The 14,654-nt window shown below is 37.4% G+C and carries 10 protein-coding genes and 1 pseudogene; 6 read left to right on the top strand and 5 right to left on the bottom strand.

The window, feature by feature from the left end; all coding sequences use genetic code 11:
• Positions 1-12: 12 nt before the first annotated feature.
• From glgA to glgB, 4 genes are read right to left on the bottom strand one after another with little or no spacing between them, the layout of a single operon-like run.
• The gene (glgA, locus tag BV906_RS14520; RefSeq protein WP_087974359.1) at positions 13-1,443 is read right to left on the bottom strand and encodes a glycogen synthase GlgA; all 1,431 of its coding nucleotides are present in this window, start codon (positions 1,441-1,443) and stop codon (positions 13-15) included.
• A gap of 29 nt (positions 1,444-1,472) precedes the next feature.
• Positions 1,473-2,579 carry a glucose-1-phosphate adenylyltransferase subunit GlgD gene (gene glgD, locus BV906_RS14515; RefSeq protein ID WP_087974358.1) on the bottom strand — a complete coding sequence of 369 codons (1,107 nt, stop codon included), beginning with the start codon at positions 2,577-2,579 and terminating at the stop codon, positions 1,473-1,475.
• The gene (locus BV906_RS14510) at positions 2,579-3,733 is read right to left on the bottom strand and encodes a glucose-1-phosphate adenylyltransferase (protein ID WP_087974357.1); all 1,155 of its coding nucleotides are present in this window, start codon (positions 3,731-3,733) and stop codon (positions 2,579-2,581) included. The genes glgD and BV906_RS14510 overlap by 1 nt, the downstream gene beginning before the upstream one ends.
• A complete protein-coding gene (gene glgB, locus BV906_RS14505) occupies positions 3,730-5,646 on the bottom strand; it encodes a 1,4-alpha-glucan branching protein GlgB (RefSeq protein WP_087974356.1) in 1,917 nt (638 codons plus the stop codon). The genes BV906_RS14510 and glgB overlap by 4 nt, the downstream gene beginning before the upstream one ends.
• A 314-nt stretch (positions 5,647-5,960) precedes the next feature.
• Between glgB and pulA the strand changes: the two genes are divergently transcribed.
• From pulA to BV906_RS14480, 5 genes and pseudogenes are all read left to right on the top strand, one after another.
• The gene (gene pulA, locus BV906_RS14500; protein ID WP_087974355.1) at positions 5,961-8,123 is read left to right on the top strand and encodes a type I pullulanase; all 2,163 of its coding nucleotides are present in this window, start codon (positions 5,961-5,963) and stop codon (positions 8,121-8,123) included.
• A 124-nt stretch (positions 8,124-8,247) separates the two neighbouring features.
• The gene (locus BV906_RS14495) at positions 8,248-9,243 is read left to right on the top strand and encodes an LLM class flavin-dependent oxidoreductase (RefSeq protein WP_087974354.1); all 996 of its coding nucleotides are present in this window, start codon (positions 8,248-8,250) and stop codon (positions 9,241-9,243) included.
• Between the two features lie 49 nt (positions 9,244-9,292).
• Positions 9,293-10,246: a patatin-like phospholipase family protein gene (locus tag BV906_RS14490; protein ID WP_245844159.1), complete on the top strand. Its 954-nt coding sequence runs from the start codon at positions 9,293-9,295 to the stop codon at positions 10,244-10,246.
• Positions 10,247-10,394: 148 nt separating this feature from the next.
• The gene (locus BV906_RS14485) at positions 10,395-11,315 is read left to right on the top strand and encodes a ketopantoate reductase family protein (RefSeq protein WP_087974352.1); all 921 of its coding nucleotides are present in this window, start codon (positions 10,395-10,397) and stop codon (positions 11,313-11,315) included.
• Between the two features lie 245 nt (positions 11,316-11,560).
• Positions 11,561-13,056, top strand: a pseudogene (locus BV906_RS14480) (BCCT family transporter).
• Between the two features lie 59 nt (positions 13,057-13,115).
• Here BV906_RS14480 and BV906_RS14475 read toward each other — a convergent pair.
• On the bottom strand, positions 13,116-13,724 hold the full coding sequence (locus BV906_RS14475) for a class I SAM-dependent methyltransferase (RefSeq protein WP_087974351.1): 609 nt from the start codon (positions 13,722-13,724) through the stop codon (positions 13,116-13,118).
• Between the two features lie 177 nt (positions 13,725-13,901).
• Between BV906_RS14475 and BV906_RS14470 the strand changes: the two genes are divergently transcribed.
• Positions 13,902-14,252: a DnaJ family domain-containing protein gene (locus BV906_RS14470; protein WP_087974350.1), complete on the top strand. Its 351-nt coding sequence runs from the start codon at positions 13,902-13,904 to the stop codon at positions 14,250-14,252.
• The last annotated feature ends 402 nt before the right edge of the window (positions 14,253-14,654 follow it).

The raw sequence follows: 14,654 nt of genomic DNA, 5'->3' as shown, positions 1-14,654 counted from the left end.
AAAACCTCTCCTTTACCCATAAACTAATTCCGGTGATTGGCTTTCATAAATTGTTACATATTGATGTGCAGACTCCTTCCAGCTGAACTGGCTTTTACCTACATTCTTCAATAAATAGTTCCAGGCTGGAGTATTATGATATACCTCTAAAGAATAATGTAATACATTTAAAAGATCATGAGCATTGTAATTTGTAAAACTGAACCCATTCCCTTCACCGGTTAACTCATTGTAAGGAGAAATTGTATCTTTCAAACCACCTGTTTCCCGAACAATAGGAACTGTTTTATATTGCAGTGAGATAAGCTGTGATAATCCACAAGGTTCAAATTTGGATGGCATCAGGAAGAAATCTGCACTTGCATACAATTGCCGCGCTAAATCTTCATCGAAAGTTAATAGTGCAGAAGCTTTCTCTGGATATCGGTAGGCAATGTCCGCAAAGTAACCTTCAAACTCTGCCTCACCAGTCCCTAATACGATAAATTGAATATCTTGCTCTAAAAATTCCTCTAAAATATGCTGAACAAGATGCAGGCCCTTCTGTTCTACAAGTCTTGTAACGATGATATACAATGGACTATCCTCTTTAAATGGAAGTCCAATTTGCCGCTGTAAATGGATCCTATTTTCTCTTTTCTTTGACCGTGCAGAACGATAATTCACAAAAAGAGATGGATCTGTGGAAGGATTATATTCTCGGGTATCAATCCCATTTATAACTCCGATCACATCACCTGATCTTTCATGCAACACGGGATGCAGCCCTTCACTATAATATGGGTCCTTTATCTCTTCTGCATAGCTTGGACTGACGGTTGTTATTTTATCCGCATGGAATAATGCACTCTTCAGGCAATTAAGCATTCCATCCCATTCCATCCCACTTATATGTTCCCTGCCAATCTGGAAGAAATCCTCATAGATATCAAGCGGCATCACACCTTGATATTTAATATTATGAATCGTAAAGACTGTCTTCATATTTTCAATCGGCTGCAGGATATTTGCCAGGGCAATCGCAATTCCTGTCTGCCAGTCATGCCCATGAAGAATTTGCGGCTTATAGTTGATATGTTTTAGCGCTTCAATAACAGCATGACTAAAGAAAACAAACCTCTCTCCATCATCGTAGTAACCGTAAATGCCTTTTCTCGTAAAGTAATAATCATTGGAGATGAAATAATAAATAATTTGATTATATGTCAATGTAAATAGATGCGCTTCTTGGGTGCGCCAGCCAAGTTGTACATCAAAGGAACAGAGATACTCCAGTTGATTCTTCCACTCTTCATCCATTTCATCGTATAATGGCAAAATCACACGCACATCTTGCTTTTCATATTGCTTTAGCGCCTGTGGGAGCGAGCCAACGACATCTGCAAGTCCCCCTGTTTTGATAAATGGTGCACATTCAGAGGCGACAAATAATATATTATTCATCCTGTCTCTCCTTCCTAAAATAATTAAACCTAAATGACTTGCCTTTTTGCGACAACATACGGTTTTTCTTTTGAACCAATTATTTTTTGATCCTTTGATACATGTACATCCTTATCCAGGATCACATTTTCCAAATATACTCCCTCTTCAATCGTACATCGCTGCATGATAATGGAATTTTTAACCGTTGCTCCCGGCTTAATATTAACCCCACGAAAAAGGATACTTCCTTCCACATTCCCATCAATGACACAACCATTTGCAACTAACGAATGGTTAACCACTGCATGCTCACAATATTTCACTGGTGGATTACTGGAGTTTTTTGTACGAACTAAGTTTTTATTGAAAAATAAATCCCGATAGTTTTCTTCCTCTAGAAGTTTCATATTTTGCTTGTAAAAGCTCTCAATTGTATTAACAAAGGCACTATAACCTTTATGATCATACTTTTGTATTTTTAAATCAGAAAGTTTTTCCTTTATCCCATACACAAAAAAATTGTCTTTATTATAGGCAATACACTCATCAACCAAATCCATTAAGAGATCTTTATTGATAATATAGACACCAGTAAATAGCTCTGAATTTTTTTGATCATTCGTTATGTTATTCACCCATCCCGAATCATCCGCTTCTACCCGAAAATATGGATAGTGCTCTGGTTGAACATCTTCTACGTCTGCACTAATCAACGTAACATCTGCATTCCTTTCCAGATGATATTCAAATGCTTCCTTATAGTCTGCGTTTGAGATAAATTGACTGCCACTTACCAAAACATATTGTGATTTACTGCGATGGAAGTAATCACGATTATTATGGAAAAATCGGAGGTCCCCCTTCGACCTGTCAGAAGGGTCATTCCAATCTGGTGGAAGAATAAACATACCACCATTTCTCCGATCCAGCTCCCAATTTTCACCCGTTCCAATATGATCCAATAATGAACGATATTTATGTCTCACAAAAACGGCAACTTCTTGTATATTTGAATTAACCATATTTGACAGGGCGAAATCGATCAATCGATATCGTCCCGCAAATGGCAATGAAGCATTATTCCTGAAATATGCAAGCTCATTAAACACATGGTGTTCATGATCCAAATTGATAAGTCCCATCATCTTTTCCATTACTTCCCACTCCCTGTTGGTGTAAGCATTCCACCTAAAATTTCATTATTAATAACAAGTGGATCCTCATCTTCGCCTATCTGAAGAATGGTTCCATCTGGTATTACCGTATTTTCCATTACAATTACCCTCTCCAACATACAGTTTGAACCAATGCTTACTTGCGGATGAATAATGGATTGGTTAACGACACTTTCCTGTTCCACTCTCACATTTCTAAATATCACGGAATTATTGATCTGCCCAGATATAAAACATCCTGAATTTATTAAAGAGTTGTTTACAGAAGCATGTTGACTTATATAATGTGGTGGGAGATTTGAATCTTTCGTATACGTTTTCCAATTCTTATCATTTGAAGTGATTCCAGATTTCTCCTGTATTAAATCCATATTTGCTTCCCAGTAACTTTTAACAGTTCCTACATCTTTCCAGTAGCCATTAAAACGGTAGGCAAACATTTTATGATTATCCTGAAGCATCATCGGGATGATATCTTTCCCAAAATCATGACTGGACATCTTATTACACGCATCTTCCAAAAGATAAGCTTTGAGTTTCTCCCATGTGAAAATATAAATACCCATGGACGCTAGGTTACTTTGTGGCATTTTAGGTTTTTCCTCAAATTCATAAATACGGTCATTTTCGGAAACATTCAATATACCGAATCTAGAAGCGTCTTCCCATGGGACTTCAATAACAGAGATTGTTGCATCTGCTTCCGATTCCTTATGCTGGTTCAACATTTTCTGATAGTCCATCTGATAAATATGATCACCTGAAATAACGAGCACATATTCCGGATTAAATTGGTCAACAAAATGAATGTTTTGATAGATAGCGTCTGCAGTGCCGGAATACCAGTCACCACCTGTCTTACCTGTATATGGGGACAGAACAGTTACCCCTCCACTCTTTTTATCCATATCCCACGGCTTTCCATTTCCAATATGCCTATTCAGTTCTAGGGGAGAATATTGTGTTAATACTCCAAGTGTTTGAATGCCGGAATTCGTACAATTGCTTAATGTATAGTCTATAATCCGATATTTACCACCAAATGGCACTGCCGGTTTAGCACCTTTATGAGTTAAAGCACCCAAACGCTTACCTTCTCCTCCTGCCAATAACATACCAACGCATTCTTTCATTTATGAACCCTCCTATCCAGTTGATTAAGTTTGAATACCGTGATAGCTAACGGCGGTACTTTTATTTTTATATGCTGTTTTAGCCCATGCCACTTCTCTGGAAAACTAAAATGTTCGGAACCATTCATTTGTCCAGAACCTCCAAACTCTTCCAGGTCAGAATTAAATATTTCTTTATATGTTCCCGCAAATGGAACCCCAACTTTGTAATTAAAATGGGTATTGGGAGTGAAATTACAAACGATAATCAATTCCTTATCTTGTTCTTTACGCCTTCTTCTAAAAGCAATAACACTTTGATCAATGTTGTGGGGATCAATCCATTCAAACCCATTTGGATCATGATCTAATTCGAAAAGCTCAGCGTTATTAACGTAAAATTGATTGAGTTTCGCTGTATAGTTGTAAATACCTTGGTGGAGTGGATATTCCAGCAAATGCCAGTCCAATTGTTCTTTGTCCTTCCACTCTGCGTATTGTCCAAGTTCCCCACCCATAAATAAGAGCTTCTTTCCTGGGTGTGTAAACATATAACCATATAAAAGCCTGAGATTGGCAAACTGCTGCCATTGATCTCCTGGCATCTTATCTAATAAAGACTTTTTACCATGTACAACCTCATCATGGGATAGTGGTAATAGAAAGTTCTCAGAGTTAATATACATAAACGAAAAGGTAAGCAAATTATGATGCCACTTACGATTTACAGAATCTTCCTCCATATATTTAAGCATGTCATTCATCCAACCCATGTTCCACTTAAAATTGAATCCAAGTCCACCAGAATATGTTGGAGCTGTAACAAGCGGCAAATCCGAGCTATCTTCAGCCATCATTAGCGTATTTGGTTCATATGAAAAGACGACTTCATTTAATTTCCTAATAAATGCAAATGCTTCCAGATTCTCTTCTCCGCCTAGGGAATTAAATAGTTTCTGTTCACCGTCAGGTCTATCAAAATTTAAATACATCATACTCGCGACTGCATCCACGCGAATACCGTCAATATGATATTCTTGCAACCAAAATAATGCATTGGAAACTAAGAAACTCTGAACCTCTGGCCGACCGAAATCAAATGCCAATGTCCCCCAGGTCCTTTTCTCTGCTTTTAGAGGGTCTTTATATTCATACAAAGCTTCCCCATCAAATTTCTGAAGTGCAAAATCATCCTTACAGAAATGACCTGGAACCCAGTCCATGATAATCCCTATATTATTTTGATGACATTCATCCACAAAATACTTAAATTCATCACGAGAACCATAACGTGTGGTGACAGAATAATAGCCCGTTATCTGATAACCCCAGGAAAGATCAAATGGATGCTCAGCTAAAGGCATTAGTTCGATATGGGTATACCCAAGAGACTTCACATATGGAACCAATTCCTCTGCAAGCTCTACATAAGAATAAAAATCACCTGATTCCTTAGTTTTCCATGAACCAAGATGGACTTCATATATGGAAATAGGAGATGTATATGGATCGAAGGTACTCTTCTCTCTCTGCCATTTCTCGTCTCTCCATTCATAATTGGCTTCACCTGCCGGAACCATGGATGCAGTTCTTGGCCTGAGCTCTGATTGAATTGCATATGGATCAGCTTTTAACAACACTTGATCTCCCGACGTTTTAATTTCATATTTATAAATAGAACCATCCGGAATATCCGTGAAAAACCCAGCCCATATCCCTTCCTTAGTTATCTTCTCTAATGGATGTACTTGAGCATTCCAGTCATTAAAGCTCCCAACAATATGTACTTCCTGTGCATGTGGTGCCCAAACAGCAAATCTATGTCCCTTTTCACCTTGCCATTCCACGATATGGCAGCCTAAAATCTTGTAACTGTGATAATTCGTACCTTGGTGGAATAAATATATATCTTCTTCAGAAATATTATATTTCAATAAATTGCAGCCCCTTCCTACCAAACGAGTTACGCTGATAGACAATCAATAACGTATTAAAGAATATAGTTTATTATAGATATAAAAGTATTAGAATTCAACCCAGTTTTCAGAAAATTCCTTCGACAATTACCTATGCAAAAGGTCGAAATTTGCCGAATTTTATAGAACAACCCTGATTTATCCTATTGTTATGTTTATTTTTTGTAAATTTAGTTAAGAATTATTTAGAAAAACAATTTTGTAAATTCCCGAAAATAAGGGTATAACATATACTGTAGGAGTTAACCGCCAGTGGAGGAGGAATTGTCATTGTGAAAAAGAATATAGTTTGGATGGATGACGTTCATTTACTGACAGTCATCATTGATCCTATAAATAAATTACCGGATTTCCATCAGGAAGAACCTGTTCTATTTTGGGAAAAGGAGCATCAAGAGTTTTCAATATCATTCCTAGAAAGAATAGATGATTCGACAGTTCAACTTGCTAACAAAGAAGAACTTCCCATTGGTGAAGAACTTACACTTCTATGGGGAGAGATGAAATTACCTGTATATCCCCGTGCAATTGTACGTACAAAATGGTTTGATACACATTTTTCTGTAACTGAAACGGAGCTCGGAGCCATCTGCAAAGATGATGCTACGACATTCTCTGTTTGGTCTCCCACAGCAACTGCGTTAACATTAGTATTGGAAGATAAAAGATATGGACTGAACAGAAATAAAAAAGGCGTATGGACAACTGAAATTAATGGAGACTGGCACGGATTTCCATATGAATATGAAGTTACGATGAATGGGGTGACACAACGAGTAAATGACCCATATTCAAAGGCAATGCTTGCGAATAGTGAAAAAGGAATTATCGTCAACTTTTCAATATTAGATCAAATGGATAATGAACAGAATCGTCCCGCCGTAAGAAATTTGCAGGATGCCGTGATCTATGAACTTCATGTAAGAGATGCCACTATCCACCAAGAAAGCGGTGTAATGAATCGTGGTAAATTCTTAGGTTTGTCTGAAACAGGAACGACCACTTCAAACGGATTTTCGACCGGCCTTTCGTATATAAAAGAACTTGGCTGTACACATGTCCAACTATTACCGGTTAATGACTATGCACGTGTAGATGAACGACATCCCGATAAACAGTATAATTGGGGATATGACCCTTTATATTTCCAAGTACCAGAGGGAAGTTATTCGGTATTACCCGATAGGCCGCTCGCAAGGATTAATGAACTCAAAGCAATGATTCAAGCTTTTCATCAGGAAGGAATTTCGGTGATTCTTGATGTTGTGTTTAATCATGTATTTATTATGGATGAATCACCTTTTGAGAAACTCGTTCCTGGTTATTACTTTCGCTATCAGCCAAATGGCATATTGAGTAATGGAACAGGAGTTGGAAATGACGTCGCAACAGAAAGAATGATGGCTCAAAAATTTATCCTTGATACGATTGATTTTATGCTTCATGAATACCATGTGGATGGCTTCCGTTTTGACCTTATGGGTGCTATTGATACTGAGACTATGAAACTAATTCAGAATCGTTGCAATGCAGAAGATATTCCAATCATGTTGCTTGGAGAAGGATGGGAATTACCAACAGCACTCCCGTCTGATAAGAAAGCCACAAGTTTTAATTCCAAAAAATTAGAGGGAATTCGCTTTTTCAATGACCAATTCCGAGATTCATTGAAAGGAAACCTATTTAACCAACAGGATACTGGTTATATTAACGGAGGAGGCCGCTTTCTGGAGAGAATACCTCACCTAATGTCAGGATCTTCATTAGAAGAATATGGTGATCCCTTTGTATCAGATGTAAATCAGACGGTAAATTTCGTTGAATGTCATGATAACCACACATTATGGGATCGGTTGCAACTGACAAATAGCCAGGCAGATGAACAGACTCGAAAGAAAATGCACCAATTAGCTACTGGAATCGTTCTATTGAGCCAAGGTGTACCATTTATCCACGCTGGACAGGAATGGTTCCGAAGTAAGCAAGGTGACGAAAATAGCTATATTTCCGGGGATTCCATTAACCAACTTGATTGGAATAAAAGAGAACAAGAAAAAGAAAACATCTCTTTCGTTAAAGCACTCATCGCTTTACGAAAAAAGTATGATGTATTTCGAATGACATCCAAGCAGGAAATCCGACGAAGATTCCATGTGATGGAAACACCACAACCCGTTTTTGGATTTACCCTATTAGGTGATAAGAATGATTTTTCAATCTATATTAATCCATCCAATCATAAATTTGATCTCCATCTCCCTTCATCAGGAAAATGGAATATAGCCGTAACTAATCATACATCCAACAGAACAGAACAGCAGGAGATTATTGGCGAGTACACATCTATTGATGCTTATGAACTTGTTGTTTTTCAAAAAATGCGAAAACCTGCTTCAGTGGAAGTGGATGGGCTTAGCGCCGGAACAGGGTTATAACGGTGGAATGAAAAGGAATTCCTGCATACCGAAGTAGGCATTCCTTTTTGTTGTTTGGTACCAACATTAATTGCTAAGATTATTACATATAACGACTACAATAAATAGGATGGGAGTGATGTCAATGGTCTTAGTAAATATTCTTGATTACGCACTGATAGATGAAGGATCAAATGCAAGCGAAGCATTAAAGCATACTACCGAGTTGGCCAAACATGCAGAAAAACTTGGCTACCACCGATATTGGGTCCCTGAGCAGCACCATGCCATATCCATTGCCAGTAGTGCTCCTGAAATGTTGATGATGCACTTGGCTGCTGCCACTAAAACAATTAGAATTGGCTCAGGTGGTGTGATGCTCCCACATTATAGTCCATATAAAATCGCAGAAAATTTTCGCATGCTGGAAGCACTTCATCCGAACCGTATTGACTTTGGTATTGGCAACAGTACTGGTGGAAGAATTGTTAATAACGTCTTAAATGAGGAAAAAGAGGAACGGCTAACCTATGAGCAACAAGTGAAGGATGTTCAAAAATACTTGGCCGATGACACTGAAGAACATCGCTTTAAGGAGCTCATAGCAACTCCTGTGATTAAGACGCGTCCAGAAATATGGATGCTTGGTGCCGGCGGTAAAAGCACAAAGATCGCATCAGAAAATGGCACCGCATATACCTATGCCCATTTTATAAAACCATTTGATGTCGGTGCTGAGATAATCGCTACCTATCGGAAGAATTTTAAGCCGTCCCTCTTTCATGATAAACCAACTGTTGCTATTAGTGTCTTTGTTATTATCGGGAAAACAAAAGAGGAAGCAGAAGAGTTTGCTAAGGCATTCGAATTATGGATGGCCTCTCTGGAGACAGCTAAGAATCCCCCTTATTTCCCATCAGTTGATACCGCAAAAAGAAGGAAGTATACGACATTTGAAAAACAAAAGATTACCCATATCCGCAAAAGGGCAATCATTGGCAATCCGCCACATGTGAGGGAAGAAATACTTAAATTAGTTGAATTCTATCAGGCTGATGAGGTTACCATTATTCCGAACATCCCAGGTTCAGCCAATCGTATGAGGGGAATTAAATTGTTAGCGGAGGAATTTAAGCTTTAAGAAAATGTTAAAAATACGTAAAAAAGACAGGTAAAAGACGAATTCTTCCATGAATAGAAATACAACTGATATACTTTTACTATATATCGTAAGGGAAGTGTATGAATTGGAAGGAAACACAGGTCTTTTATTAGAAGGCGGTGGAATGAGAGTTGCCTATACTGCTGGCGTGCTTGATTTGTTTCTAGATAAGGGAATTGAATTTCCAGTAGTAGCCACTGCCTCTGCAGGAGCTCTTATAGGGAGCTCTTATATCACTAAGCAACGGGAAAGAAATTATCAAATGCTTGCTGAAATAGGGGGGAATCCAAAGTCAATATCATTTAAAAGAATGATACAGGATAGGGAATTATATTCCATGGATTATATTTTTAACCAACTACCAAATGAAATAGCACCACTCGACTTCGAAGCATTCTCACAATCAACCACAAATTTTATTATAGGAACTACAGATATCGATACCGGCTATCCTATCTATCATGATACATATGATACAAAAGAGGATTTATTTAAAATAATTCGTGCTTCCTGTTCGTTACCATTACTTGCCTCAAGTGTTTCCTATCAGGATTTAGACTTGATGGATGGTGGCGTATCAGATCCAATTCCAATCAAACCTTTAATAGATAAAGGAATGAAGAAGCATGTCGTCATTCTAACCCGAAATAAAGGCTATATTAAAAAAGGTACTAAATTAAATTGGTTGTTTAAACGAATATTCCATAATAAACCACAACTTCAAAAATTATTACAAAACCGCCACTTGATGTATAATCAGACGATGCAAAAATTACTGAATATGGAAAAGTGCAATGAGGTATTCATTATCCAACCTGAAGTCCCATTGGCTGCTACTAGAATTGAACGTAATAGAGAAAGGCTGGAAAACTTGTATGTTCAGGGTTACAAGGAAGCTGAAATGAAAAGTGAAGCATTAAAGCACTTTTTGCAGAACAACGATATTCCATCCGCTGACTTATTGACATCTATTACATCTTAAGGCATAAGTAATATTATACTATTTTGAATTATTGTATTAGCTCTTATATAATAAGCCTAAAACAAGGCTCTTTCGTGGGACAAGTAACTGCACTGTAGTCCAATCTTTTAGAAAACATCCTAATACAAAAATAGAGGTGAGGGTTTATATGGGGAAAATTGAGAATGTGTCATTAATTGGTTTAGGGGCAATTGGAGCCGCTTATGGAAGCAAATTACAGAGAATATTGGGAGATTCATTGACAGTGGTTGCTAATGAAGAGCGAATCAACAGGTACCAGGCAAACGGTCTCGAGGTAGATGGTGAGGTATTCCATTTTAATTACTTGACTCCTGAAACAAATACCAAACCTGCTGATCTAGTTATTTTCGCAGTGAAAAATGCAGAACTTGAGCAAGCGCTCTCAAATATGAGGTACCATATTGGTCCTGATACAATTATTCTTTCTTTACTGAATGGAATATCAAGTGAGGAGGATATTTTTGATTCTACCAACAATAAACATATTCTCTATAGTATGTGTGTAGGAATCGATGCAGTAAGAATAAAGAATAAAATCGGCTTCTCAAGCATTGGAAAAGTCTGCTTTGGAGAAAAAGATAAAACGATTTCCGATGATGTCCTTGCTGTACAGAATTTGTTTGAAAAAGCAGGAATTCCTTATGAAATACCCGATGATATCTGGCATACGATTTGGGCCAAGTTTATGTTTAATATAGGCATTAACCAGACATCAGCAGTATTACGAGCTCCCTATAAATATTTCCAGGAAATTCCTGAACTTCATCAGTGGATGGAACAAGCAATGTATGAAGTAGTAGAAATATCCAAGAGTATCGGTGTCCATTTAACGGTAGAAGATGTACATCATTATCGACCTATTTTAATGAATCTGTCACCAGATGGACAAACCTCCATGCTACAAGACGTGGAAGCTAATCGTAAAACCGAAGTGGAATACTTCGCCGGGAAGGTATGTGAACTTGGAAGAAAATATCATATTCCAACCCCCGTGAACGACCAGCTTTATAAAATAATTCCAATTATTGAGGCGATGGCCAAACTTTAAAGTGATTTATTTTAAAACGGGAATTTAGGATACCTCCCCCTAAAGATTTTAAAAATAATTTGCAATTAGTACTAACCATCCCCTATGGTTAGTACTCCCCTGTCCCATCTATTCAACTTTGAGTATATTTCTTCTTGAAACGTCAAACCATAACCACTAATAGTATAAATCCAGAAAAGCTTCATTCGCAATTTCAACCAAATCGTTTCCTAACAGATACAATTAAATACTTTAGGGGGATTCATATGAAAAAGGTTTCCATGGTTTTTTATATTACAATCGCTTTAGTTATTATATTTGTTTTACTCGGGGCTATCATACCAACCCGTTTTGAGCAAATAACAACCAATTTAAATGCTTTTATCTCTACAAACTTTGGATGGTACTATATGTGGATGATGGTTGCCCTTATCATTCTTTCCATCTTTATCATCATAAGCCCTTACGGTAAAATTCGTTTAGGGAAAGATAATGATAGACCTGACTTTTCGACGCCTACTTGGATTGCGATGTTATTCTCTGCGGGGCTTGGTATAGGACTTGTCTTCTATGGTGCTGCAGAACCGCTTTTTCACGGTTTTTTAGATGCTCCGTTATCTGAAGCGGGTTCCAATCAGGCATTTAAGGAAGGACTTTCATTAACCTATTTCCATTGGGGGTTCCACGGTTGGGCAATGTATGGTATTATCGCTCTTTCACTTGCATTCTTCCAATTCCGTAAAGGGGAACGTGGATTGATTTCTTCAACTTTGAAGCCACTATTCGGTGATAGAATGGACGGTGCTTTTGGAATAACGATTGACGTTCTTGCGACATTTGCAACAATATTTGGGGTAGCAACTTCCCTCGGATTAGGCGCCATGCAAATTAACGGTGGGCTTAATCATCTTTTTGGGATTAGTGTTAGTTTCTGGACGCAATTTATCATTGTTGCCATTGTTACGGTTTTATTTCTCGCTTCATCCTGGTCAGGCTTGAGTAAAGGAATTAAATATTTATCGAACACGAATATGGTCCTAGCCGTTTTGTTATTTTTTGCTGTATTGTTTATTGGACCCACATTGCTAATCCTTAATATGTTTACCGAAACATTTGGTTTGTACATTCAACAGATTGTGCAATGGAGTTTCCGTTCTGCACCACTTGAGGGGGACACTCGCAATTGGGTTGATTCTTGGACAATATTCTACTGGGCATGGTGGATCTCCTGGGCACCGTTTGTCGGCATGTTCATCGCCCGTGTATCACGTGGAAGAACGATTCGAGAATTTATGATTGGGGTAATGGTAGTACCAACCTTTATTATCGCTATCTGGTTCGCAACATTTGGTACAACAGCTGGTAATATTCAAAATAGCGGTGTTGACTTAACACAATATTCGACGGAGTTAGTAACATTTAATATGTTTGATCAAATGCCTTTCTCATTTGTTTTATCCATCCTAGCAATTTTGTTGCTTTTGACATTCTTCATTACGTCTGCAGATTCAGCAACATTTGTATTAGGGATGCAAACCACTAAAGGATCCTTAACACCACCTAACACGGTTAAAACGATCATGGGTCTCGCACAATCGGCAGTAGCTCTCATTTTACTCTATGTAGGTGGGCTAACCGCGCTACAAAATACGATATAGCTGCAGCACTTCCTTTTTCATTGGTTGTCATATTAATGATGTTTTCTCTAGTCAAAGCACTTTCTCAAGAACTAAAGCTCATGTCTAAAAGAAATTCAAAGTAGTTTCTAGAAATGCACCCTATATGCAAACTGTTTATAAGGTGCATTTCTAATTAACTATCTTAATATAAACGATAAATTAAAAAACGCTCATCTGGATTCTTTTCATATAATCCTGGCAGCACAATTTCCTGCTTTAACTCAAAGGAAGTATTATTTCCAAGATAATAAATATAATCTTCATGTGGATAATATAAAATCAGCTCTACTTCACGTTTTACCTCTTTCACAGAGCGTAAAATCCGATCGATTACTTTTCTAAAAATAGTTACGGAAAATGGGTTAAAAAAATAAAAACGATTGTCATTTGGCTCTACCCTATATTCCTCTGCCAGACAGCAGATAAATTCGAGGCTGTTACCATCTCGCTTCATATGATGAAAATAATTCCTTTCGTTAACAATTGATTCCTGATAGAAATTCTCATCCATTTCAATTCCCTTTACAGATGATCCGAGGAAATAATGAATATAAAAGTTCAACCTTCCTTTTCCACATCCAAAATCAACCACTTGGTCCTCCGTAACCAACTCATAATGCTTGAATAGCGTTTCTAATGCATGGTATGGCGTTGGTTCATATGGATTATACTGAATGGAATCTGGATAGGCCACTTTCTTTTCTTCACTTGTACGGATATGTAGTAATTTATCAAACTTATATTCATTCATATAATCTTCCTCTATTTTTCACACTATTTTTCTTTATAATATCGAGAAATCTTTTCATTACCATTATACCCTATGCTCAATACAAAGAATACATCATCCTGCAAGTAACCTCATCTATTGATTTTCTATTTGTAATTACTCATAATATAAGGATAGCTGGCGAATCGGAGGGTGGAAATGTATATTTTTGTGGAAGAAAAAATTAAGGAATCCATTGAGAATGGTGATTTTGATAATCTCCCAGGCAAGGGGAAACCAATCAATTTAAGAGATGAGTTTTCTGGTATGGCACCCGAAGTAAAACAAGCTTACAGGATACTGAAAAAAGCCGGGTACATTACAGAAGATATCGATAATAAAAAAGAATTCATTTCACAGTATGATCTATTAACAAGTGCAACAGATGGTAAAGTAAAGATTGACATTCAAAATAGAAAGCAATTTGATGCATTGGCAAAGGAAAGAAAATTGCATACCAATTCTAAGTTTGTAGCATATGCAAAGAATATTTATAGGAAATTATTCTGACATTAGAATAGGCACTGGTGATTGAGTATAAGTAGTTGATCAAATCGCTTAGATATTTGGTATCCTTTTATCCCTAGGTATGGTCACTCACAAAACCAATTAGCGATTTTTTTTACGCATTTTGGAGAGCGTTCGGGCACTCATAACCCTGTTGAGCTACCTTTTTATACTTTTTAGAGAGCGTTCAGTCACTCATTAACCTGATGAATTCCCTTTGCATACTTTTTAGAGAGCGTTCAGTCACTCATTAACCTGATGAATTCCCTTTGCATGCTTTTTAGAGAGCATTCAGTCACTCATTAACTTGATGAATTCCCTTTGCATGCTTTTTAGAGAGCGTTCAGTCACTCATTAACCTGATGAATTCCCTTTGCATACTTTTTAGAGAGCATTCAGTCACTC

The organism is Oceanobacillus rekensis (assembly GCF_002153375.1).
GTDB classification, from domain to species: Bacteria; Bacillota; Bacilli; order Bacillales; family Amphibacillaceae; genus Oceanobacillus; species Oceanobacillus rekensis.
This window is presented reverse-complemented; position numbering and strand designations above follow the sequence as displayed.